At 61.3% G+C, this 24,104-nt stretch carries 22 protein-coding genes; 15 read left to right on the top strand and 7 right to left on the bottom strand.

From position 1 onward, the window contains the following. Window position 1: 1 nt before the first annotated feature. Both AB4N84_RS23575 and glnT read right to left on the bottom strand, forming a co-directional pair. Window positions 2-907, bottom strand: a complete 906-nt coding sequence (locus AB4N84_RS23575) for a class II glutamine amidotransferase (protein ID WP_460043437.1) — start codon at window positions 905-907, stop codon at window positions 2-4. Between the two features lie 72 nt (window positions 908-979). Continuing rightward, window positions 980-2,314: a type III glutamate--ammonia ligase gene (gene glnT / locus AB4N84_RS23570; RefSeq protein WP_460043435.1), complete on the bottom strand. Its 1,335-nt coding sequence runs from the start codon at window positions 2,312-2,314 to the stop codon at window positions 980-982. 289 nt (window positions 2,315-2,603) lie between these two features. Between glnT and AB4N84_RS23565 the strand changes: the two genes are divergently transcribed. The 8 genes from AB4N84_RS23565 (at window position 2,604) to AB4N84_RS23530 (ending at window position 11,542) form a co-directional block, all read left to right on the top strand. Then, on the top strand, window positions 2,604-3,209 hold the full coding sequence (locus AB4N84_RS23565) for a helix-turn-helix domain-containing protein (protein WP_460043434.1): 606 nt from the start codon (window positions 2,604-2,606) through the stop codon (window positions 3,207-3,209). Window positions 3,210-3,747: 538 nt separating this feature from the next. Then, entirely contained in the window at window positions 3,748-4,614 is an 867-nt protein-coding gene (purU, locus tag AB4N84_RS23560; protein WP_460043432.1) for a formyltetrahydrofolate deformylase, read from the top strand. Then, the gene (folD, locus tag AB4N84_RS23555) at window positions 4,611-5,522 is read left to right on the top strand and encodes a bifunctional methylenetetrahydrofolate dehydrogenase/methenyltetrahydrofolate cyclohydrolase FolD (protein ID WP_460043430.1); all 912 of its coding nucleotides are present in this window, start codon (window positions 4,611-4,613) and stop codon (window positions 5,520-5,522) included. The genes purU and folD overlap by 4 nt, the downstream gene beginning before the upstream one ends. Next, window positions 5,504-6,745 (top strand): FAD-dependent oxidoreductase, encoded by a 1,242-nt coding sequence (locus tag AB4N84_RS23550; RefSeq protein ID WP_460043429.1) that lies wholly within the window; start codon window positions 5,504-5,506, stop codon window positions 6,743-6,745. The genes folD and AB4N84_RS23550 overlap by 19 nt, the downstream gene beginning before the upstream one ends. Before the next feature lie 10 nt (window positions 6,746-6,755). After that, window positions 6,756-7,058 carry a sarcosine oxidase subunit delta gene (locus AB4N84_RS23545; RefSeq protein ID WP_460043428.1) on the top strand — a complete coding sequence of 101 codons (303 nt, stop codon included), beginning with the start codon at window positions 6,756-6,758 and terminating at the stop codon, window positions 7,056-7,058. Continuing rightward, complete coding sequence (locus AB4N84_RS23540; protein ID WP_460043427.1) at window positions 7,055-9,964, top strand: 2Fe-2S iron-sulfur cluster-binding protein; 2,910 nt, start codon at window positions 7,055-7,057, stop codon at window positions 9,962-9,964. Before AB4N84_RS23545 ends, AB4N84_RS23540 begins: the two co-directional genes overlap by 4 nt. Window position 9,965: 1 nt before the next feature. Then, the gene (locus tag AB4N84_RS23535) at window positions 9,966-10,571 is read left to right on the top strand and encodes a sarcosine oxidase subunit gamma (protein WP_460043426.1); all 606 of its coding nucleotides are present in this window, start codon (window positions 9,966-9,968) and stop codon (window positions 10,569-10,571) included. Window positions 10,572-10,762: 191 nt separating this feature from the next. After that, entirely contained in the window at window positions 10,763-11,542 is a 780-nt protein-coding gene (locus AB4N84_RS23530) for an IclR family transcriptional regulator (RefSeq protein ID WP_460043424.1), read from the top strand. 150 nt (window positions 11,543-11,692) lie between these two features. On the opposite strand, the gene AB4N84_RS23525 is transcribed toward AB4N84_RS23530, so the two are convergent. The 5 genes from AB4N84_RS23525 to AB4N84_RS23505 form a co-directional block, all read right to left on the bottom strand. Next, entirely contained in the window at window positions 11,693-12,496 is an 804-nt protein-coding gene (locus AB4N84_RS23525) for an isocitrate lyase/PEP mutase family protein (protein ID WP_460043423.1), read from the bottom strand. A gap of 43 nt (window positions 12,497-12,539) precedes the next feature. Then, entirely contained in the window at window positions 12,540-13,079 is a 540-nt protein-coding gene (locus AB4N84_RS23520; protein ID WP_460043422.1) for a methylated-DNA--[protein]-cysteine S-methyltransferase, read from the bottom strand. Between the two features lie 117 nt (window positions 13,080-13,196). Then, on the bottom strand, window positions 13,197-14,120 hold the full coding sequence (locus AB4N84_RS23515; RefSeq protein ID WP_460043419.1) for a DNA-3-methyladenine glycosylase family protein: 924 nt from the start codon (window positions 14,118-14,120) through the stop codon (window positions 13,197-13,199). 198 nt (window positions 14,121-14,318) lie between these two features. Next, entirely contained in the window at window positions 14,319-14,999 is a 681-nt protein-coding gene (locus AB4N84_RS23510) for a hypothetical protein (protein ID WP_074750026.1), read from the bottom strand. A gap of 215 nt (window positions 15,000-15,214) precedes the next feature. Beyond that, window positions 15,215-16,351: an MFS transporter gene (locus AB4N84_RS23505; RefSeq protein WP_074750024.1), complete on the bottom strand. Its 1,137-nt coding sequence runs from the start codon at window positions 16,349-16,351 to the stop codon at window positions 15,215-15,217. Window positions 16,352-16,673: 322 nt separating this feature from the next. Here AB4N84_RS23505 and AB4N84_RS23500 point away from each other — a divergent pair, with 322 nt between their 5' ends. The 7 genes from AB4N84_RS23500 to AB4N84_RS23470 all read left to right on the top strand — a co-directional run bounded on the left by AB4N84_RS23500 (window position 16,674) and on the right by AB4N84_RS23470 (window position 24,062). Then, complete coding sequence (locus AB4N84_RS23500) at window positions 16,674-17,675, top strand: aliphatic sulfonate ABC transporter substrate-binding protein (RefSeq protein ID WP_460043418.1); 1,002 nt, start codon at window positions 16,674-16,676, stop codon at window positions 17,673-17,675. Beyond that, on the top strand, window positions 17,672-18,508 hold the full coding sequence (locus AB4N84_RS23495; protein WP_460043417.1) for an ABC transporter permease: 837 nt from the start codon (window positions 17,672-17,674) through the stop codon (window positions 18,506-18,508). Before AB4N84_RS23500 ends, AB4N84_RS23495 begins: the two co-directional genes overlap by 4 nt. A 274-nt stretch (window positions 18,509-18,782) precedes the next feature. Continuing rightward, window positions 18,783-19,805: a LacI family DNA-binding transcriptional regulator gene (locus tag AB4N84_RS23490; RefSeq protein ID WP_460043415.1), complete on the top strand. Its 1,023-nt coding sequence runs from the start codon at window positions 18,783-18,785 to the stop codon at window positions 19,803-19,805. Between the two features lie 106 nt (window positions 19,806-19,911). Next, window positions 19,912-20,712, top strand: coding sequence for a sugar phosphate isomerase/epimerase family protein (locus AB4N84_RS23485; RefSeq protein WP_460043414.1), 801 nt, complete (start codon window positions 19,912-19,914; stop codon window positions 20,710-20,712). Next, a complete protein-coding gene (locus tag AB4N84_RS23480) occupies window positions 20,705-21,670 on the top strand; it encodes a sugar kinase (protein ID WP_460043412.1) in 966 nt (321 codons plus the stop codon). The genes AB4N84_RS23485 and AB4N84_RS23480 overlap by 8 nt, the downstream gene beginning before the upstream one ends. A gap of 76 nt (window positions 21,671-21,746) precedes the next feature. After that, complete coding sequence (locus AB4N84_RS23475) at window positions 21,747-23,063, top strand: MFS transporter (protein WP_460043411.1); 1,317 nt, start codon at window positions 21,747-21,749, stop codon at window positions 23,061-23,063. Window positions 23,064-23,078: 15 nt separating this feature from the next. Next, window positions 23,079-24,062 (top strand): 2-hydroxyacid dehydrogenase, encoded by a 984-nt coding sequence (locus AB4N84_RS23470; RefSeq protein WP_460043409.1) that lies wholly within the window; start codon window positions 23,079-23,081, stop codon window positions 24,060-24,062. Window positions 24,063-24,104: the final 42 nt, after the last annotated feature.

Below are 24,104 nucleotides of genomic sequence, written 5' to 3'. Positions count from 1 at the left end.
CTTAAGCCGACTCGCGTTCCCAGATGTACATGGTGGCGGGAACGGGTTCCCAGACTTTGGCCTTCTCGATGCCCGGCAGGCTCGACAGCGCCTGATACTCCGAGGCCATGGCGACGTAGTCGTCGGTCTCGGCAAGGATCGCCGGCTTGCAGGCAATCGGATCGCGAATCACCGCAAAACCGTTGCGCGTGCCGATGGCGAAGGTGAAAAAGCCATCCAGCGCTTCCAGCGAACTGTCCAGCGCGGTCTTCAGTGAGTCGCCCTGCTGCAGGCGCCAGGCGAGGTAACCGGCGGCGACTTCGGTGTCGTTTTCGGTGTCGAAGTGGATGCCCTCGCGGCGCAGTTCCTGACGCAGACGGAAGTGGTTGGACAGCGAACCGTTGTGCACCAGACACAGGTCGGCGCCGGTGGAAAATGGGTGACTGCCTTCCATCGTCACGGCACTTTCAGTGGCCATGCGGGTGTGGCCGATGATGTGACTGCCTTTCATGCTGCCCAGGCCGAAGCGCTCGGAAATCTCTTTCGGCAAGCCCATGCCCTTGAGAATTTCAATGCTCTTGCCCGCGCTCATGATGCGCACGGTCGGCGCCAGCTCGCCCAACGCGGCACGCACCATGGCTTCTTCAGCCTTGACCTTGAGGACGATGGCGCTGGCGTTCTGGAACCATTCCAGCGGTGCACTCAGTTTGCCGTCGAGCGCTGCGATCAACGCTTTGAAGTCATAGCCTTCAGTGGTTGCTTGCAGGGTCAGCTTGACCCAGCCATCGCCGACTTCATCGCCGTAGATGGCAAACCCTGCGCTGTCCGGACCACGATCGGTCATGGCTTCGAGCATGGGCTCGAAGAGCTTGCCGAGCTGGGATTCCAGCGCCGGATTCTTGAGATAAAGACCCACGATTCCACACATATTCATAACTCCTGGGCAGAAGACGCCCAACCCATTGGCAGGCATCAAAAACGGTTTGTTGAAACGAAGGGATCAGAAAAATTCGGTGTAGCGCTTGATTTCCCAATCACTCACATGGCGGCTGTATTCCACCCACTCCATGCGCTTGAGCTTGATGAATTCACCGACAATCTCGTTGCCCATCACCTCAGCGAACAACGGGTCGGCTTCCAGCGCGTCGCAGGCTTCCTTGAGCGATTGCGGCAAGGTGCCAATGCCTCGTGCAGCGATTTCTTCCAGGCTGAGGCTGTAGAGGTTTTCGTTGCAGATCTGGTCGGGCTCCAACTGGCGGTCGATGCCATCCAGGCCGGCGGCGATGATCGCGGCGCTGACCAGATAAGGGTTGCAGCCGGCATCGGGCAGGCGGAACTCCAGGCGCCCGTACGGTACGCGCACCATGGCCGAACGATTGTTGGCGCCGAAGGCGATGAACGCTGGCGCCCAGGTCGCGCCGGACAATGAATTGCCGACAACAAGGCGTTTGTAGGAGTTGACCGTCGGCGCGGCGAAGGCACACAACGCCGGGCCGTGGGCGAGCAAACCGGCGGCGAAGTGGTAGGCCATTTTCGACAGGCCCATGCCGTGCTTGTCGCTGGCATCGAAGAACAGATTCTTGTTGGTCGCGCTGCTGATCGACAGGTGGAAATGCATGCCGTTGCCTGCCCGTTTCGGGTCCGGCTTGGGCATGAACGAGCAGATCATGCCCATGTCATTGGCGATCTCACCGGCGGCCATGCGGAAGAACGTGAAACGGTCCGCCGATTCCATGGCGTCGCTGTAGGTGTAATTGATCTCGAACTGGCCGTTGGCGTCTTCGTGATCGATTTGATAGATCTCGAACCCCACCGGCTGCAACGCCTCGGTGAGGCGCTCCAGAAACGCCCGGGAGCGGGACAGGCCTTTGTAGTCGTAGCAGGGCTTGTCGAGGTTATCGCTGGCGTCTACCAGTTGCAGCTTGCCAGTGTCGTCGCGGCGCATCAGGTTGAACTCAGGCTCAAGCCCCGTGTTCAATGTCCATCCTTTGTCCTTCAGGCGCTGGACCTGCTGCTGCAGAACGTAGCGGCTGTCATACGGGTGCGGCTTGCCATCGACGTGGCCGATGCAGACCACACGGCCGTAGCCAGGCTGCCAGGGCACCGGCGTCAGTGTCGACAAATCGCCCTTGGCCATGAAATCCGGACCGTGTGGCTCCATGCCCATGCCGCAGATCGCGAAACCGGCGAAGCCCGCGCCCGCCTCGGCCACCGCTTCCAGACCGCAAATGGGCACAGACTTGGTCTTCGCAGCACCATGGATATCGACGAACTGGGCCAACACGTATTTGATCCCGTGCTCCTCGATCAGCCGCTGTGTTTCGGGTGGCAACATGAGTGTTCACTCCTGGCGAAAAGCAAAACGTTGAGGTTGAGAACCGTGGTTTCGCTGCCTGACCGGAGGTTATTCCAATCAGGAAACTTACTTTCCCAACAGGAATGCAAGTGCCTTGCCAGTTTGGTATGCCAAGAATCGAATTAACGCAACGGCGGAATTTCTGCTCTATATATGTGAAACTCGTTTTCACTGTGGGAATAATCCGGCGTTCACGGGACAGCCGGCATTCACATCGCACATTCCTGGTGCGAATTTAAAATTATTGAACGGAAAACGTGCAGTGCCGATGATTACGCCTGAAGAACACCCACCCAAGTTGAAGCTCGAGCAATACCTGGGCATCCAGATCAAACGCCAGCGGCAGGCGCAAGAGTTGAAACTGGCCGACGTGGCGCGTATCGCCGGGATCAGTCAGGGCATGCTGAGCAAGATCGAGAACGCGCAGGTGTCCACCAGCCTGGATAACCTCAGCCGCTTGTGCGACGTGCTGGGCATGCCCATGTCCAAGCTGTTCAGTCAGTATGACCAGCAAGGCAGCAGCGCCCTGCTGGTCAAGCATGACGAAGGGCTGGAAGTGGTCCGTCGCGGCACCGAGAAAGGCCATACCTATCACCTGCTCAACCACACACGCGGGCCGAAAAAGAGTTTCGAGGCCTACATGGTGACCATGGACGACGCCAGCGAAGAGTTTCCGACCTTCTCCCACCCTGGCACGGAGTTTCTGCATTTGCTGGAGGGCGAGCTGGTGTATCGCCATGGCAATCAGCTGTACCACATGGAGGCAGGCGACAGCCTCACCTTCGACGGCGACATTCCTCACGGACCGGAAGAGCTGGTGCAGGTGCCGATCCGGTTGCTGTCGATCATGAATTACGGTGCGCAGGACGAATAAGAAACACGCAAGCGCTTGAGCCATCTGCGGGCCAGCGCAAATCCTGTGGGCGTGAGCTTGCTCACGAAGAGGCCAGTACAGCTGCCGCCTCTTCAGCGGATCCAGACAAGTCTTCGTGAGCAAGCTCACTCCCCCAGGTTCACGATCATCCCTTAGCCGTCTGGCTTGCCGGCGGTAGCGCCCGCAAGATCGCGGCCGCCGGCAAGCCAGGCGGCTACAGGCCAGCACCGCATCCCTGTGTAGGAGCGCGCTTGCCCGCGATGCGTCAGCCCTGACACTGCAACGGCGTCTGATCTGCCTCAATCGCGGGCCAGCGCGCTCCTACCGTTCTCAATCTACGAAATATTTCCCACCAGTTAAGAAAGTTTCCAGAAACCTCTGGACGCGTCATTTCCTTTCGCCTATAAAACAGCCTTCGCGAATATTTAATTCCTGATAGGAATTTTTATTCACGGATGAAACATCGGTTCATCCCTGAATGTTTCGCGCTGATCGTTAGCCGCTTGCTGAACTGCCGCCATCTTCCAGAGGACACGCCATGCAACACGAAAAGAACCATTTCATTCTCAAGATCAGCTGTCCGGCGACCTCCGGCATCGTTGCGACGGTCACTTCGTACCTGGCAGGCAACCATTGCTACATCGGTGAAATGGCGCAGTTCGACGACGAGTTCAGCGGCAAATTCTTCATGCGCGCGGTATTTCGTTTCAACGACGGTCACGCTGGCGACATCGCCCAACTTAAGGCGGGTTTCGAAGACGTTGCCAAAGCGTTCGACATGCAGTGGGAGCTGCACGACACCCGTGAGCCGATGCGTGTGCTGCTGATGGTGAGCAAATTCGACCATTGCCTCACCGACCTGCTCTACCGCTACCACAAGGGCGAGATGGACATGACCATCACCGCCATCGTTTCCAACCATCTCGATCTGCGCCCCATGGCCGAACGTGAGGGCATCCGCTTCATCTACCTGCCGGTGACCAAGGACACCAAGGCCCAGCAGGAAGCGGCCCTGATGAAAGTGGTCGACGAAACCGCCACCGACCTGGTGGTCCTTGCCCGCTACATGCAGATCCTCTCCGATGACCTGTGCAAGCAACTGTCGGGCCGGGCCATCAACATTCACCATTCCTTCCTGCCCGGTTTCAAAGGCGCGAAGCCGTATCACCAGGCGTACGAACGCGGTGTGAAGCTGATCGGCGCGACCGCGCATTACGTCACCAGCGATCTGGACGAAGGTCCTATCATCGAGCAGGAAGTGCAGCGCGTGGATCACGTGTATTTGCCCGACGACCTGGTCGCCACCGGCCGTGACACCGAAACCGTGGCCCTGTCCAAGGCGGTGAAATACCACCTGGAGCACCGGGTTTTCCTCAACAAGGACAGAACGGTGATCTTCCGGTGAGTACATCCAAAATAATCGATGGCAAGGCCGCCGCCGCCCGCGTCCTCGCTCACGTCAAAGCTGACGTCTACGCGCTCAAACTCAAGGGCATCGAACCGACGCTGGCGGTGATTTTGGTGGGTCAGGATCCGGCCAGTCAGGTCTACGTGCGCAATAAGATCTTGCGCGCTGAAGAGGCCGGCATTCGCTCGCTGGAGTACCGCCTGGACACCGACACCTCACAGACGCAGCTGCTTGGATTGATTGCCGAACTGAACGCAAACGACAGCGTCAACGGCATCCTGCTGCAGTTGCCGCTGCCGGCGCACATCGAAGAAACCCGCGCGCTGCAGGCCATCGCGCCGGGCAAGGACGTCGACGGTTTTCACAGTGAAAACGTCGGCGGCCTGAGTCAGGGCCGCGACGTGCTGACGCCCTGCACGCCCAGCGGCTGCATGCAGTTGCTCGAAGACGCCTGTGGTGACCTGAGCGGCAAGCACGCGGTGGTCATCGGACGTTCGAACATCGTCGGCAAACCCATGGCGGCCCTGCTGCTCAAGGCCCACTGCTCAGTGACCATCGTGCATTCGCGCAGTGTGGACGCCAAAGCGCTGTGCCGTCAGGCCGACATCGTCGTCGCCGCCGTCGGCCGTCCACGCATGATCGACGCCAGCTGGCTCAAGCCTGGCGCGGTGGTCATCGATGTCGGCATCAATCGCATTGAAGAAGAGGGCCGCAGCCGACTGGTGGGTGACGTCGATTTCGACAGCGCCCTGCCCCAGGTGTCGGCCATCACCCCGGTGCCCGGCGGCGTCGGCCCGATGACCATCGCCTTCCTGATGAAAAACACCGTGACCGCTGCTCTCCAGCAGGCGCGTACCCAAATGCCAAGCAGCCCCTCGGAGGCCGTATGCCTTTCAATCTCTTGAAATACGGGCTCAGCTCGGAATACCCGGTCGAGGTCGATTTGCCTGCGCCCAAAGAGCTCAAATCCTCCTACGACGTAGTGATCATCGGCGGCGGCGGCCATGGTCTGGCAACGGCTTATTACCTGTCCAAATACCACGGCATCACCAACATTGCGGTGCTGGAAAAAGGCTATCTGGGCGGCGGCAACACCGCGCGTAACACCGCAGTGATCCGCTCCAACTACCTGACCAGCGAAGGGGTGCGTTTCTACGCCGAATCAGTGCGCATGTTTGAAGGCCTGTCCAACGAGTTCGACTTCAACATCATGTATTCGCACCGTGGCCAGCTGACGTTGGCGCACACGGACGCCACCGTGCGTTCATTCCGCCAGCGTGCCGAGGTCAACAAGCATTTTGGCGGGCGCACCGAGATGATTGACCGCCAGCAAATCCGCGAACTGGTGCCGTCTCTTAATCTCGATCCCGGCCACCTGCCGGTGATCGCCGGTCTCTGGCACATCGACGGTGCCACCGCGCGGCATGATGCGGTGGCCTGGGGTTACGCCAAGCAGGCGGCCAAGCGGGGCGTGGAGATTCACCAGCTCACCGAAGTGCAGGAACTGGTCATCGAAAACGGCACCATCACCGCCGTCAAAACCAATCGCGGCACGATCAAGTGCGGCTGCGCGGTACAGGCCGTCGCAGGCATGAGCTCGCAGCTGATGAAGAAAGCCGGGATTCGCTCGCCGATCCAGACGTTTCCGCTGCAAGCCATGGTGACGCAGCCGTTCAAGCCCTTCCTCGACCCGCTGGTGAGTTCATCTGCCCTGCACTGTTATGTGCAGCAGACCAGCCGTGGCGAGGTGGTCTTCGGCGGCGGTTCCGACCCGTATCCGCTGTTCAACACCCGCTCCACGCTGGACCTGAAAGAAAGCCTGCTGGCCCATGCCATCGAGATGTTCCCGTTCCTGGCCAACGCCAAACTGATGCGCCAGTGGGCCGGGATCACCGACATGACCCCGGATTACAGCCCGATCATGGGCCTGTCGCCGGTCAAGAATTACTACCTGGATGCGGGCTGGGGGACGTGGGGCTTCAAGGCCACGCCGATCTGTGGCAAGACCATGGCCGAGCTTGTCGCCAGCGGCGGGAAGGTGCCGGAGCTGATCAAACCGTTCGGTCTGGAACGTTTTTCGACCTTCCAGCAAGTCAACGAAATGGGCGCGACAGCCGCCAGCCACTGAGGAGCAGGACATGAAAGTGATGAATTGCCCGCTCAACGGGCCGCGCAACATCAGCGAGTTCACCTACGGCGGCGAGTTCAAGCAGATGCCTGATCCGCAAACCTGCAGCGACGCCGAATGGGCCGATTATGTGTTCAACAGCGAAGACATGCTGGGCGTGGTCCGCGAATGGTGGATGCACAATCCCTCCAGCTACTGGTTTCTGGCCGAGCGCCATACCGGCAGCGACGAAATCCTGCGCACCTTCGACCCGAAGGAGCTGTTCAACACCCGCGTGGAATTCACCGCCGCCGCCAAGGAGACCACCCGATGAGCCGCCTTCCCGCACCCATGGGTCTGCTGATCGACCGTAATCAGTCACTGGACTTCACGTTCGACGGCAAGCCCTATCAAGGCTTCGCCGGCGACAGCATCGCCAGCGCCCTGCTCGCCAATGGCCGCTTTCTGCTCTCGCGTTCGTTCAAATACCACCGTCCACGCGGGCCACTAACCATGGCCGGGCAGGACGCCAACACGCTGGTGCAACTGCCGAGCGAGCCCAACGTGCTGGCCGACAGTCACCTGCTGGAAAACGGCGTACAGGTCACCGGGCAGAATTTCAACGGCTCGCTGGACAACGATAAGGACGCTTACCTCGGCAAGTTCTCCAAGTTCATGCCGGTGGGGTTTTATTACCGCTCGTTCTACAAGCCCAAGGGCGCGTGGAAGCTTTGGGAACCGATTATCCGCAAGAAGGCCGGGCTCGGCGTGCTCGACCTGAAATTCCAGCTTGAATACTACGACAAGGCCTATCTGTTCGCGGATCTGGCTGTGATTGGCGCAGGCCCCGCGGGGCTTCAGGCAGCACTGACAGCCGCCAACGCCGGCGCGAAGGTGCTGCTGATCGAGCAACAGCCGGTGCTGGGCGGCTCGCTGACGTATGCCCGCTTCGACCTCGAGGGCACCCGCGCCGAGACGCTGCGCCACGAGCTGGTCAGCGCCGTCGAAGGCCACGTCAACATTCGCGTGCTGAAAAAAGCCACCTGCAACGCCTGGTTCACGGACAATTATCTGCCAGTGATTCAAGGCAAACGCATGTACAAAGTGCGCGCCACGCAGTGCCTGATTGCCAGCGGCTCGTTCGATCAGCCGGTGATCTTCCGCAACAACGACTTGCCCGGCGTCATGCTGACCAGTGCCGCGCAACGCCTGATGAAGCTGTACGCGGTCAAGCCAGGCAAACGCGCGGCAGTGCTGACAGGCAACGACGACGGCTATCTGGCGGCGCTGGACTTGCACGATCAGGGCGTTGATGTGGCCGCGCTGGTGGACATGCGCGGCAACCCCGCCGACCGCACCCTGCTGCTCGCGCTGGAAAAGCGCGGCATCACCTGTCATCTCGGCAGCACCGTGTTCGAGGCACTGCACGAAAAAGGCATGCGCCACGTCAGCGGCGCGGATATTCGCAAGATCACCGGACAAGGCCAGGTGGCCAGCAGCGGTCTGGTTCTGGAGTGCGACCTGCTGTGCATGTCCGGCGGTTACATGCCGGTCTATCAGTTGCTGTGCCAGGCAGGCGGCAAGCTGGCCTACGACGATCAACTGGCCGAGTTCACCCTCAGCGGGCTGCCGAAAAACCTCACCGTTGCAGGCTCTGCACACGGCTATCACGCGCTGGACAACGTGTTTGCCGACGCCATTCATGCCGCCGCCGACATCGTCGTGGCGCTGGATCTGGAGCTTGCGACCAAGCCGCTGGCGATGCGCCCGGAAGCCCAGGTCAACTTCCCATGGCCGATCTTCCCGCACCCCAAGGGCAAGGACTTCGTCGACTTCGATGAAGACCTGCAAGTGCGCGACATCGTCAACGCCACCAAAATCGGCTACCGCGACATTCAACTGGTCAAGCGCTACTCCACGGTCGGCATGGGCCCATCCCAGGGGCGTCATTCGGCGCTGCCAACCGCTCGGCTGGTGGCCGCCTCGACGCAACGCAGCGTCAGCGAAACCGGCGTCACCACCGCGCGCCCACCCTTCGAGGCCGAGAAACTGGCCCATGTCGCGGGGCGTGCGTTCGATCCGTACCGGCAGACGCCGATGCATAAACGGCATGTGGAGGCCGGGGCGAAGATGATGCCTGCGGGGATCTGGCAGCGTCCCGCGTATTACGGCAAAGCCAGCGAGCGCGATACCTGCATGCAGGCCGAAGCGCTGCATGTGCGCAACAAGGTCGGCATCATCGACGTTTCGACACTCGGTGGCTTGGATGTGCGTGGCCCGGATGCCGCCGAACTGCTCAACCGTATGTACACCTTCGCGTTCCTCAAGCAGCCGATTGGTCGCTCCCGTTATGCGCTGATGACCAACGAGCATGGCGTGGTCATCGACGACGGCGTGTGTGCGCGCTTCGGCGAGCACCACTTTTACGTCACCGCCACCACCAGCGGTGTCGATCGCATCTATCAGCAAATGCTCAAGTGGAATGCACAGTGGCGGCTGGATGTGGACATCGCCAACGTGACAGCGGCGATTTCGGCGGTCAACGTGGCAGGCCCGGATTCGCGCAACGTGCTGGAAAAGGTTTGCCAGGACCTGGATTTGTCCGCTGAAGGCTTCCCTTATCTGGGCGTGCGTCAGGGCACGGTGGCAGGGATCAAGGCGCGTTTGCTGCGGGTCGGTTTCGTCGGCGAACTGGGTTACGAAATTCACGTTCCCGCGCGTCACGCATTGAAGCTCTGGGATGCGTTGATGGAAGCCGGCAAGGCCTTCGATATCCGCCCGTTCGGCGTCGAAACCCAGCGCTTGCTGCGGCTGGAAAAAGGCCACGTGATCATCAGCCAGGACACCGACGGCATGACCCATCCCGGCGAGATCGACATGGGTTGGGCGGTGAGCCGGACCAAGCCGTTCTTCGTCGGCCGTCGCTCGGTGGACATACTCGAAGCCCAGCCGCAAAAACGCAAACTGGTGGGTTTCACGCTGCCCAAGGCCAGCCCGCAACCACTGGAAGGCCATCTGGTGTTGACTCACTCAGGAACCGGTCCAGACATCAGCGGCAACGTGACCTCCTGCGAGTACTCGCAATCTTTGGACACAATCATCGGCTTGGCCTACGCGGCGTTCGATCAGAGCCAGCCAGGGCAGCACATTCCGATTCGGGTGGAGGACGGCGTCATCGTCCAGGCCACCGTGGTGAAACTGCCGTTCTTCGATCCTGAAAACTTGCGCCAGGAGCTCTGACATGTCGAGCCTCAACACAGAAAGCTACATCGAACCCATCCCGTTTCAGCTCGGCGCGTCACACCCATGCGTGCTGGTCGAACTGACCGAGGTGCCGCGGGTCGGCTTTCGCGGTCAACAGAGCGCCGCGTACTTGCAGGCGCGAGGTTTTACCCTGCCAGATGCGCCGAACCGGGCAGTCACTCAAGCGGATGGCAGCCATGTGGCCCGACTGTCGCAGACTGAGTACCTGATTCTTGGCAGCCTTGCAGACCGTGGCGAACGCATCGCCGACGAGGAGGCGCGTTGGGAGCTGGACCACAGCGCCAACTACCTGCTGCCCCGGGAAGACAGCCACGCCTGGCTGCAGTTGAGTGGCGTCTGCATCGCCGACGTCATGGCCAAACTCTGCGGCGTCGACCTGCGCGCCGCCGCGTTCCCGCCGGGTACCGTCGCGCAGACTTCGGCGGCGCGGATCAACGTCATCGTGATCAACTTGGGCTCGAAAGGGCAACCGGCGTTCCAGATCCTGTTCGACCGGGCGTCGCTGGCGTACTTCAAAAGTGCGGTGCTGGATGCCATGGCCGAGTTCGATGGGCAGGTGCTGGGGATTGAAGCCCTGGATTGATCGGCAGCTGCGCAGGCCCGGTAGCGGTCTGACGCCTGGGGATTGCGGTGTGTCACTCACATCAAGGCGTCTGGCCTGACGCGTTCGCCAGCAAGCCGGCGCCTACAGGTTCACGGCGACGTCAAAGCCGCCACCGCCGGCACGCCGTGGGGCTACGGGCGGTGCAAAGGCTGTTATCAAGGAGACACCCGATGAACATCGCTGAAACGCCCGACAAAGACACCGGCTACAGCGTCCCTGCCCTCGCCCGAGGGCTCAGTGTGCTGGGCATGTTCAACGCCCGCACGCGCAGCCTGAGCATTCAGGACATCGCCGAGCGGCTGGGTGTCAGTACTTCGGCGGTGTATCGGATTCTGTTCACGCTGACCGACATGGGTTATCTGAACAAGCACAACTCCCAATACGAGCTCGGTGCACGGGTCATCAGCGATGGCTTCAGTTACCTGGCCAGCCGCGACATCGTCGAAGTGGCGATGCCCCACCTCAACCAACTGCGGGACCGTACCTCGTTGTCCTGTCATCTGAGCATTCGCGAGCAGACCGACAGTCTGTACCTGTACCGCGCTTTTGCGGCGCAACGACTGTCGGTGAACATTCCGATAGGCACACGCATTGCCTGTCACTGCACGGCCATGGGCCGCATGCTGCTGACCGCGCTGGATGACTCGGCGCTGGGTGCGTTGTATCAACACATCCGGCTGGACGACTACCCCACGCCGGCACCGCGGACCCTGCCGCAACTGCAAGCATTGATTCAAGGTGATCGCCAACAAGGCTGGGTGCAGCATCGCTCCGACTACTCCACGGCCATTGCTACTTCGGTCAAGGACCATACCGGGCAGGTCAGCGCGGCGATCAACCTGTCAGGCCCCGACGCGGTGATGGACCCCGAGGGGGCACGGGAGAGGTTTCTGGAACTGCTGCTGGAATGCAGTGCGAAGATCAGCCGCGATTGCGGGTTTCGCGATTGAACAGGCGAAAGAGACTTCGTGTCCCGACCTGAGGCCTCAGGTGGTCGGAACCCACTGCAGGAGCGCGCTTGCCCGCGATGACGATCTATCTGCGGCTTATTCAGTGGCTGACACTCCGCAATCGCGGGCAAGCGCGCTCCTACCGGTACATCAGTGATCGAACAGCGCCTGAATCTGCGGATACGACAGGCTGCCCTGAGTCACGTTCTCCGAACGCCCATGTTCAAGAAAACCGCGAGCCAGTTGCTCCGCCTGACCCCACAAGGTCTGCGCGACACCGGACCCGGCGCTCAAACGACGCACGCCCACGGTGGCCAGCTCATCCGCCGCTGGCAGCCCTGGCCGCGCCAGCACGTTGATCGGTAACGCGACCCCCTGAACGATGGCCTGGATCGCTGGGACATCGATGACCGCCGGCACAAAGAGCCCGTCGGCCCCGGCCTGCTGGTAAAGCCTGCCCCGCCTCAGGCTCTCTTCGACGCGCTGCCCTTCAGCCGCCAACCCCGCCAGAAACACATCGGTGCGGGCATTGATAAACACGTCCAGGCCGCCCTTCGCAGCGACGTCCTTGATCGCTTCGATCTTGCGCGCCAACAGCTCCGGTGCATCCGGGCCGTCCTCCAGATTGATGCCGACCGCGCCGACATCCAGCAACCGTTTAACGTGCTCGGCGACGGTGTACGGGTCATCCGAGTAGCCATTCTCGATGTCCACCGACAGCGGCACCTTGATCACCCGGGCGATGCTTGCGGCCACGTTCACCGCCACTTCAATCGGAAACACACGGCCATCGGCATAGCCTTGGGACCAGGCCACACCGGCACTGGTGGTCGCAATGGCTGTCGCCCCAAGGCTTTCGAACAAGCGGGCGCTGCCGGCGTCCCAGGCGTTGGGCAGGCGCAAAACGGTGGCTTGGTGGTGCAGGTCACGAAACGTCTGGGTAGAAGCAGGCATGGTCATCTCTATTGTTCGTTTTTATGCGGCAAGGCGGATGAGTCTAGAACAGCGACGCCTGAGTGGGCGTGACAGGATTCGCGGGCTTTGCCGATCGCTGAGGCATGCCGCCTTCCAGGGTCAGCAGCAGTTCCTTGGCCGCCAGGCCACCGGCAAACCCGGTCAGCGCGCCGGAACGGCCAATCACACGATGACAAGGCGCGACGATGGAGATCGGGTTCTTGCCATTGGCGGCACCGACCGCACGGACAGCGGCCGGGTTGCCGATCTGGAGGGCAATATCCAGGTAGCTGCGGGTTTCGCCAAAAGGGATGGTCAGTAAAGCGCGCCAGACTTTTTTCTGAAACTCGGTGCCGTGGAAGTCCAGCGCCAGATCGAACCGGTGACGGGTCCCGGCAAAATACTCAGCCAGTTGCTGTTCGGCCTGATCGAGGATCTCGCTGCCCTGATCCTCGTTCATGTCACCCAGCAAGACGCGATTGGGACGGTCGTTTTCCCAGAGAATGGCCGCGAGAAAAGGACCTTTTGCGATCAGTTTCAACTGACCGACCGGCGATTCGATGAAGCGATAGGTGAAGGTCATGAGGGCTCCTTGTCGAGCGTCGACCGGGCCTCTCAGACATTTGAGGCGGGCCGGCATGTGCCCATAGTAACCGCGGTGGTTATCGCGGCCATCCCGTTCTTGCGATCAAATTCGGACTCAACCGCCCTTGGCCTTGCCCGCGACGTCCGCCGCCGAATTCCAGATGTGCATCGCCGCGTAAGCGCGCCAAGGCTTCCACGCCTCGGCCCGCACTTTATGCAGCGCCAGCCGCGTGAGGCTAGGGTCGTGCTGGGTCATGAGGTTCATCAGCACCAGGTCCGATGCGGGCCAGGCATCGGGGTCGCGCCAAGCGCGCATGGCGATGTACTCGACCGTCCACGGGCCAATGCCCGGCATCGCCAGCAACTGACGACGCAGTTGTGCGACCTCATCGCCATGGCTGACATTCAGCGAAATCTCGCCACTGGCGACGGCGGCGGCCACCCGCTGCAGCGTTTCAACCCGTTTGCCGGGCATGCCGATCTTGTCCAGATCGACGCGCGCCAGTGCATCCGGCGTAGGGAACCGCCAGGCAAGCTGTTCGACGGGGCTTTCAGGCACCTGCACGCCCGCGCGCTGCACCAGACGCCCGACGATGGTGGTCGCGCCCTTGACGCTCACCTGTTGCCCGACGATGGTCCGCACCACCAGCTCAAACCCCGAAAAAGCGCCTGGCACGCGCAGCCCCGGACGCTTCTGCACCAACGACGCCAGCCAAGGGTCAACCGACAGGCAGCGGTCGATGTCATCCGGCGCCGCGTACAGGTCGAACATGTGCGAGATCGGCTCGACCAGGTCGTCGATGTGCCGACTGACCTCGCCATGCACCGTCGCGATCAGGTGATCCTGCGAAGGCGCCATCGCCACCGAGAGCGTGCCGACGCTGCCTTTGAACTCGATATTGCGCAGGTACACGCCCTCAACCACTGCCTCAACCCCGGCCGTCATCCGCGCCGCGAAGAAGTTGAGCATGCGTTGCCAGTCGAAGGGCGGTTTGAACGGGAGGTGGCGGGAAGCCTGGAGGTGGGATGTTTCGAGCATGGGGAAGCCAGAGAGTGTTCGACCGGCTGAACGCTAGCGCAGTCTCGGGCCAAATACAAAACCTGCAGGCGCCCTCAAGACGCGGAGCGTGGGAACTATCAACAACAGGCGTGGGGCGTCCAGAGGGCTACCACGCGGAGCGTGGGAACGATCAACCTGTGAAGAACGAAAGGCGTTTGAGAAAACGACAGCGCGTCATCACGTTGGACACCCCACCGACCCGTCATTCAGATTCTGCTTATAGTTCTCGTACTGCAGCGTGGCTTTGCCGTTGTTCCATTTCAGCGTCAGCACCAGCACGGAGTCGAAGTCATCGCCCGTCCAGTCCTTGACCAGTTTGAGGTCCTTGCCGGAGGCCTCTTGGGCGACCTTGTTGATCAACTCCGGCAGGTAACCGTGGGACCAGGCGGTGTAGATCGTGGCGTCGTGGTATTTGTCGCGCATGAACTCATCGGCCAGGTCCGTAGTGTCATTGGCCGCGAAGTCGATATTGACCGGCAGGCCCAGCTTGATCGCGCTCGGCCCGACGGTCATCAGGGGGCGAAGGTAGCTGTAGGAATGGTCACCTACGCCCTCTTCCACATGCCGGCTCGGGTTGGCGGCGAAGATGAAGTCGGCTTTGCCGAAGGTCTTCGGCAACACCGTGGAAAGGTCGATGGCGCGGTTCAGGCCTTGGCAGTTCAATTGCCCCAAGCCCATATCGGGTTTTTCGGCGTGCCGCAGGAAAACGAGGGTCTGAGTGCCGTTCTTGGGTTCTGCATGAACGCCCTTGCCCACGGTGAACCAGAACACCGCTGAGCAGATGAGCAAAAAGGGCAACAGAAAATACGCGAAACGCTGGAGCACGTGAGAGGCAGAGGGTGATTTGAAAAAGGTCATAATGGCCCGGGTTCTGATGGTGCATGAGGGGCGGTTTCGCCCTGAGCAACGTCCCTGTGAACTGGCAATTGGCTAACGAATGCAGGCTAGCGAAGCTTTATGTCCGTATGAAGAATGATCATCAGATGGGAAACAGCGTCAGAGGTTGCACGCAACCTGCTGATTTATCGTATTAATCGCCGAACGGTATGTAAGCGGATGTATCAGGGTCAGGGTTACGCGACGGCTTCGCGCCCCCTGTAACGGCTGCAAACGACGGCGCTCACCACCACCGCCAGGCCCGCCACGCTGTACACCCAAGAGGGTGAGGCGATTGGCAGCAACACCCCGGCCAGCAAGGGACCGACACCTGCACCAACATCACGCCAAACGGCATTGCCGGCCAGCGCCTGAACTCGCCCCGCGCCCGGATTGCGCTCCGCGACCAGCGTGGTCACCAACGGCAGTTGCAACGCGCGCAAGATCAAGACACCTCCCGCACCCAGAATCAGCCAGTGAAACCCAAAGGCTGTGAGCGCCAGCGTGGTCAGCCCGGAAAACACCACCAGCATGCGCACGGCCCCAAACGCATCGGCTGCACGCCCGCCCAATGGGCTGAGCAGCATCTCCGAGACATACCGCAGCGCCAGCAGGACGCCCGCAATGAACACCGCGTTGCCGCCGAGCACCGATTGCGCCTGCAAGGACAGGCCGAAAATGAACAACCCGTCCAGCGCCACGCCTTCGATGAAGGACCACATCGCGATGCTGTCAGGCGCCTTGAATCGGCGTCCGCCCGGGCTGGGCATCGCATGGGGAATCTTCGGCAATCCCTTGGCGATGAACAACCCGGCCAACGAGAAGAACGCCAGAATCAGGAAAATCAACCGGGGACCGAAATGCAGGCTGATCAAGGCGCCAATCGGCAGCGCCAGCATGGGTCCGATTGCGATGATCGCCCGCGAGGTCCCTGAGCGGCGTGCAGCGCCACCGGGCTCGGAGGTCGCCAGCGCCTGGGTCGAGAGGTTCAGCGCGCCGAACGTCAGGCCCCACCCCAAGCGCAGGATCAGCAACCACCAGAACCCGGAAATGAACGAATTGCCCAGCGCACACAGTGCTGACACCACAGCCGCCAGCATCACTGTCGGGCGATCACCGTGTTTGGCGTAGAACCGCACCACGTAGCTGTAGCCGAAGATGCGCACCAACCGATTGGCCGCCAACAGGATCCCCGCTTCCGGCAGGCTGATGCCGAACGCATCAGCGTTCATCGGCAGCAGCAGATACAGCAAGACATCGCTGGGCAGGCACAGGCTGAGAACGGTCGCCGAACGGCGTGAAGCGGAATCGGCATCTCGAGCGGCGACAGACATGCGCGGAAAGATCCTGTAACACGTTGAGAGCCGCAGCATGAACAGCGGCAGCGCAACTGACAACCTTTGATCGGGGAATTCTCTAAAAAACACGACGCGTCCTGCGCAGATGTCTGTCCTGCAACAGCCATTCAGCAGCCCTGTTGACCGGGCAACTTTCCCGCCTTGGGAGAAACAGCCACAAGCACGGTTTTCCGCAGGAAACCTGCTCATGGCACAGAGCCTGCAATATTCCAATAACGCAGGCTGACTCGCGCTGACTGCTGAATTCGACATAAGCAGCCCTGTGCAGCTTCCGCCTCTTTCGAATGGAAATCATCCCATGAGCACCTTTCCTCGCTTGCCCACATCCCTGAAGCTGCTGGCTGCGGCACTGACCCTGACGCTTGGGCCTCTGGCTCAGGCCGCTGAGACGCCACCTGCCGAGGTCCATCTGGACTACGCCTACTATTCACCCGTCAGCCTGGTGCTCAAGCATTTCGGCTGGCTGGAGAACGCATTGCCCGATACCAAAGTCAGCTGGGTTTTCAGTCAGGGCAGCAACCGCTCGCTGGAGTACCTGAACAGCGGCGGCGTTGATTTCGCCTCGTCGGCCAGCCTTTCTGCGGTGCTGGCGCGCGCCAACGGCAGTCCGATCAAATCGGTGTATGTCTACAGCCGCGCCGAATGGACAGCGTTGGTGGTGCGCAAGGATTCCCCTTTCAAGAGCGTTGCCGACCTCAAGGGCAAGAAGATCGCCGCCACCAAGGGCACTGACCCTTACCTGTTCACCCTGCGCGCCTTGCAGCAGGCGAAACTGACCAAAGACGATGTCGAGCTGCTGCACCTGCAACACCCGGACGGCCGCATCGCGCTGGAAAAAGGCGACGTCGACGCCTGGGCCGGCCTTGACCCTCACATGGCCGCCAGTGAAATCCAGGCCGGTTCGCGCCTGCTTTACCGCAACAAGGACTTCAACAGCTATGGCGTGGTCAGCGTGACCGAGCGCTATGCCAAGGAACACCCGGAGGCGATCAAGACAGTGATCGCGGCCTACGAAAAAGCCCGCGAATGGGCGCTGAATAATCCGGATGAGTTTGCCCGCTTGCTGGCGACCGAATCGGGCCTGCCGCTAGACGTCGCCAAGCTGCAACTGACTCGCACCGACATCACCCGCCCACAGCTCACCGACAAAGACGTGACGGCGTCGAAAGGCGCCGCACCGATCCTGGTGTCCGAGGAGCTGGTGCGCAAGGGTACGGACGTTGGCCACGTCATCGACGAGCTGATAGCGCCAGACTTTGGCAAGGCCGTGATTGGCAAAACCATTGCCGAGAAGCCATGAACAGTTCCAGGGTCGAAACGTTGAACGCTAACGAGGCTCAACCTGCGCGACAGCCTGTGCGCCTGCCCACGCGATGGCGCACCCGACTCAAAGGCCTGGCCGTGCCGGTGGCGATTCTGGTGTTGCTGGAAATCGTCGTGCGCATCGGCTGGGTGCAGTCGTATCAAATGCCCGCGCCCAGCGAAATCGCCGCCACCCTGACCGACCTTGCCGACGGCGCCTTGTGGAAGCACATCGGCGCCAGCCTGATTCGCGTACTCAGCGGGTTCGCCATCGGCGCCAGCCTTGCGCTGATGTTCGCGGCCTGGGTGGGGCTGAGCCGCGAGGCCGAAGCCTATCTGGAGCCGACGTTTGCCGGCCTGCGATCCATTCCGAGCCTGGCGTGGGTGCCGCTGCTGCTCTTGTGGCTGGGGATCGATGAGACGTCCAAGATCGTGCTGATTGCCATCGGTGCGTTCTTTCCCGTGTACCTGAACGGCGTGGCGGCGATACGCGGCATTGATCGCAAGCTGGTCGAGGTGGGTCGGATGTACCGGTTCAGTCAACGGCAGATGATCGTCCATCTGTTCTTGCCGGCCGCCCTGCCCGGCCTCTTTACCGGCCTGCGCTCAGGGCTGAGCCTCGCTTGGATGTTTCTGGTGGCGGCGGAACTGATCGCCGCCACCAAGGGACTGGGGTATCTGCTCAGTGATGGCCGGGAAACGTCACGCCCGGACATTGTGCTGGCAGCGATTATTGCGCTGGCTTTGTTGGGCAAATTGACCGACGGCGTGCTGGCGATGCTGGAAAAACGCTTTCTGGCATGGCGCGATACGTTCAAGGGGAATCATTGATCTCGCAAATAATGCAAAAACCTGTGGGCGTGAGCTTGCTCGCAATGGGAGTGTTCCAATCGATGAACACGCGTGGGCAATACCGGCCCCTTCGTAAGCAAGCTCACTCCCACGGAAAACCCTGTTCACGCCTGGCATCCACCCTCTGAACCCACCCACCTTTCATCCGATCCGGAGTTGACGACGCACTCGCTTTGGTGTTTCCTGAAACCGGTTTCAGAGCCGAACACGCTTTCCGCAAAAGCCTGCTGATAAATCCAATAAGGGTCAGGCCATGAACAGTATTCCGACACCGGCGCGTGCCCGCGTCACCATGAACGATGTCGCCGACATGGCCGGCGTGTCCAAAGCCAGCGTCTCGCGCTTCATCGGCGAAGACCGGCAATTGCTGTCCGAAGCCATTGCCCAGCGCATCGAACACGCCATCGAAACCCTCGGTTATCGCCCCAATCAGATGGCGCGCGGCCTCAAGCGTGGCCGTACCCGCTTGATCGGCATGCTGGTCGCCGACATCCGCAACCCCTATTCCATTGCCGTCATGCACGGCGTCGAAACCGCCTGCCGTAAACACGGCTACAGCCTGGTGGTGTGCAACACCGACCGCGACGACGAACAGGAACGCCTGCATCTGGCGGCACTGCGTTCGTACAACATCGAAGGCCTGATCGTGAACACCCTTGGCCACCATCTCGATGAATTGCGCGAACTGCACAACGAATTGCCGATGGTGCTGGTGGATCGCAAGGTCGATCAACTGCAAAGCGATCTCGTGGGCCTGAACAATATCTCTGCGGTGAACCAGGCTCTCGACCACCTCCAGCAATCGGGGTATCGCGACCTCCTCATGGTCACCGAACCGCAGGATGGCACCAGTTCGCGGATCGAGCGCGTCGATGCCTTCAAGGCCGGTATCGCCCGGCGCGCCGGCATGCGCGGTCAGGTGCGCGAGACCGGTGACAGCTTGCGCGATCACCTTCGTGAGTTCCTTGCCCAGACCGGTCATGGCCCTAAAGCCCTGTTCACCGGCAACGGCGTCGCGACCCTCAACACCACCCGTCAGCTGCATGATCTGGGCTGCCATCTGTTCGATGACATCGGCTTGATCGCCCTGGACGAACTGGATTGGTACCCGTTGGTGGGCGGCGGGATTACTGCCTTGGCGCAACCGACCCACGACATCGGCGTGACCGCCTTCGAGTGCCTGCTCGGGCGGCTGCGCGGTGATCTGGATGCCGTGAAAACCTATGACTTCCCGGCGCAACTGATTGTGCGCGGCTCCACGCGACAGCGACCCTGAACGCCCCTTTTTGATACCGCAGGTCTTCACGCCTGCCGATTTGAAGAACTTTCCTCGGGCGCCCCCGCTCGAACAAAAATGAAACCGGTTTCAGAGGACAATAACAATGAGCCGATTCCCCGTTGCCATCAGCCTGGGCGCCTTCGGTGCCGACTTCGTCCGCGAGCGCGGCCAAGCAAGTTTCATCCCGCTTCTGGTAGAAGCAGGCGTCACGCGCATCGAACTGCGTGAAGAACTCTTCAACGGTCGCCAAGACCTTGCAGCCCTCGGCGAAGCTATTCGCGCACAAGGTCTGGAATGCCTGTATTCGGCACCGCTGGAGCTCTGGCTTGAAGGGCAGCGTCAACCCAACCCGGCGCTGGAACCGACGCTGCAACGCGCATCGGCGTGTGGCGCTGCATGGCTAAAGGTGTCGCTCGGGCATTTGACCGAGGACAGTGACGTCGCCGCCCTCGCCGACCGTCTGGCCCGTTACGACGTGCACCTTCTGGTGGAGAACGACCAAACGCCACAAGGCGGTCGCATCGAGCCTTTCACCGACTTCTTCGCCCGCGTCGATGCGTTGCAGATGCCCATCGGCATGACCTTCGACATCGGCAACTGGATGTGGCAGGACCAATCGGCCTCCAGCGCCGCTCGCCAGTTGGGCCGTTTCGTCGAATACGTGCACTGCAAAGCCGTGGTGCGCAACCCGGCGGGCAAATTGATTGCCGTACCGCCTGCGCCAACCGATCTGCATCAGTGGGAGCAATTGCTCAAACACATGCCCGGCGGCTTGCCCCGGGCCGTCGAATACCCGCTGCAAGGCGAGGATTTGCTGGAGGTGACACGCACCCAAGTTGACGCCCTCGCCCGACTTGGCCAACCGCTTGTTCAACCTGCTACTGAGGCATTGAGCCATGTCTGAGATCGATATCCTTTCCTTCGGCGAAACCATGACCATGCTGGTCGCCGAGCAGACCGGCGACCTGGCTCAGGTTCGTCATTTCGAAAAGCGCATTGCCGGCGCCGACAGCAACGTTGCCATTGGCTTGTCCCGACTGGGTTTCAAGGTGGCGTGGCTGAGCCGCGTGGGCAACGACTCCATGGGCCGCTTCGTCACCGACAGCCTGCAACAGGAAGGCGTCGATTGCAGCCATGTGACGGTCGATAACGGCCACCCCACCGGGTTTCAATTCAAATCGCTGGAGCTTGAAGGCGCTGACCCCGTGGTCGAGTACTTCCGCCGTGGCTCGGCGGCCAGTCACCTCTCGGTCAACGACATCGTGCCGGAGCTGCTCAAGGCCCGGCACCTGCACGCCACCGGGATTCCCGCCGCCCTGTCCGACACCTGCCGGGAGCTGTCGCATGTGCTGATGACGCAGATGCGCGATGCCGGACGCAGCGTGTCGTTCGACCCCAATCTGCGGCCTTCGCTGTGGTCAAGCCAGGCGACGATGATTCGTGAGATCAACCGTCTCGCCAGCCTGGCGCACTGGATGATGCCGGGCATGGCCGAAGGTGAACTGTTGACGGGCTACGACACCCCGGCCGACATCGCCAGGTTCTATCTGGACATGGGCGTGGAAGCGGTGGTGATCAAACTCGGCGCCAAAGGCGCGTATTACCGCACCCAACTCAATGAAGCGTTCGTGCCCGGCGTGCCGGTGGCCAAGGTCATCGACACGGTCGGTGCGGGTGACGGCTTCGCGGTCGGCGTCATCAGCGCGCTGCTGGAAAACCTCGGTTTCGATCAAGCCACGGCCCGTGGCAACTGGGTCGGCAGCCAAGCGGTGCAGAGCCGTGGCGACATGGAGGGTCTGCCGACCCGCGCCGCGTTGCAAGCCGCCGAACTGAACCCGACATTGCGACGACAAACCGCCTGATCCCCCCGTTTATTGCGTGCACACACTGTTCCCCTTCACCTGCTGCGACAAAAACAACATGCTCAGGGAGCCTGAAATGGAAAAGCTACTCGAAAACGTCAAGCATGCCGGCCTCAAACGCCGGTGGCTGCTGATCATGCCGATCGTCTTCATCACCTACAGCCTGGCCTATCTGGACCGCGCCAACTATGGCTTTGCCGCTGCCTCGGGCATGGCGGAAGACCTGCACATCACACCGGGGATGTCGTCATTGCTGGGGGCCTTGTTCTTCCTCGGCTACTTCTTCTTCCAAGTCCCGGGCGCCATCTACGCGCAGAAGAAGAGCGTGAAGAAGCTGATCTTCGTCAGCCTTATTCTCTGGGGCGGCCTCGCGACCCTGACCGGTATCGTCTCCAACGCCTACATGCTGATCGGCATCCGCTTCATGCTCGGGGTGGTCGAGGCCGCCGTGATGCCCGCCATGCTGGTGTACCTGTGCTACTGGTTCACCAAGGCCGAACGCTCACGCGCCAACACCGTGTTGATCCTCGGTAACCCGGTGACCATGCTCTGGATGTCGGTGGTGTCGGGTTATCTGGTGGCACACTTCAGCTGGCGCTGGATGTTCATCGTCGAAGGCCTGCCTGCTGTCATCTGGGCGTTTATCTGGTGGCGCCTGGTGGACGAGCGTCCCGCGCAGGCCAAATGGCTGACCGAGGAAGAGAAGACCGAACTGCAGGCGCGTCTGGACGCCGAACAGGTCGGCATCAAGCCAGTGAAGAACTACGCCGAAGCCTTCCGTTCGCCGAAAGTCTTGCTGTTGGCCGCTCAGTATTTTTGCTGGAGCATCGGCGTATACGGCTTCGTGCTGTGGTTGCCGACGATCATCAAGAAAGGCATGCAGATGGACATGGTCGAAGCCGGCTGGCTGTCCGCACTGCCTTATCTGGCAGCGGTGATCGGCATGGTGCTGGTGTCATGGGCCTCGGACAAACTGCAAAAACGCAAACTCTTCGTCTGGCCGCCGCTGCTGCTGGCTGCCGTGGCGTTCTACGGCTCTTACGCACTGGGCACCGACCACTTCTGGTGGTCCTACGCCCTGCTGGTGATCGCCGGGGCCTGCATGTACGCGCCTTACGGCCCGTTCTTCGCCATCGTGCCGGAAATCCTTCCGGCCAACGTGGCCGGTGGTGCCATGGCATTGATCAACAGCCTCGGCGCACTGGGTTCGTTCGCAGGCTCTTATCTGGTGGGTTACCTCAACGGCGTCACCGGCACGCTGAGCGCGTCCTACCTGTTCATGAGCGGCGCGTTGCTGGTGTCGGTCGTATTGACCTTGTTGCTCAAGCCGGACAACGCCGCAAAGCCGGTGCTCGATGAACCGACGGCTCGTCGCACGCCCGCGCACCCCTGATCTGGAAATCATTCGATGAAAAAGCACGTTGTTCTTTATAAAAAGCTGTCGGCGCCCCTGATGGAGCGCCTGCAGGCATACGCCGAGGTCACGTTGATCGAGGATCCGAAAAGCGCAGGTGGCCTGGCCCGCCTGCGCGACGCCCTGCCCCAGGCTGACGGTCTGCTGGGCGCCAGCCTTAAGCTCGACGCGCAACTGCTCGATCTGGCGCCGAAGCTCAAAGCGGTGTCCAGTGTCTCCGTGGGGGTCGACAACTACGACATCGACGACCTCACCCGACGGGGCATCCTGTTGAGCAACACCCCGGACGTCCTGACCGAAACCACGGCCGACACCGGGTTTGCGCTGATCATGGCCACGGCCCGTCGTGTGGTGGAACTGGCCACGATGGTGCGCAATGGCGAATGGACGCAGAACATCGGCCCGGCCCATTTCGGCACCGATGTTCACGGCAAGACGCTCGGTATTGTCGGCATGGGAAGGATCGGTGAAGCCGTGGCACAGCGCGGCCACTTTGGTTTCGGCATGCCGGTGCTCTATCACAGCCACTCGCCCAAGCCGGCGGTCGAAGCGCGTTTCAATGCGCAGTACCGCAGCCTCGACGCACTGCTGCAAGAAGCCGACTTCGTTTGCCTGACCGTGCCGCTGACCGCTGAAACCGAAGGCCTGATCGGTGCAAAGCAATTTGCCCGGATGCGCCCCGAGACGATCTTCATCAACATCGCGCGGGGCAAAGTGGTGGATGAGCAGGCCATGATCCACGCGCTGCAGACGGGACAGATTCGCGCGGCAGGCCTCGACGTGTTCGAGCGCGAGCCGCTGCAGGCAGACTCCCCGTTGTTGCAACTGGACAACGTGGTAGCGACCCCGCACATGGGATCGGCCACGCACGAAACCCGCGAGGCGATGGCGCGTTGTGCCGTGGAAAACATGATCAGTGCGTTAAGCGGCGAACGACCGAAGGATCTGATGAACAAGGAAGCCTGGAAACACGCCTGACCCTGTAGGAACGCGCTTGGTCTGGGGCACATCCGGACGATT

Source organism: Pseudomonas sp. S2_H01 (assembly GCF_054668305.1).
This window is presented reverse-complemented; position numbering and strand designations above follow the sequence as displayed.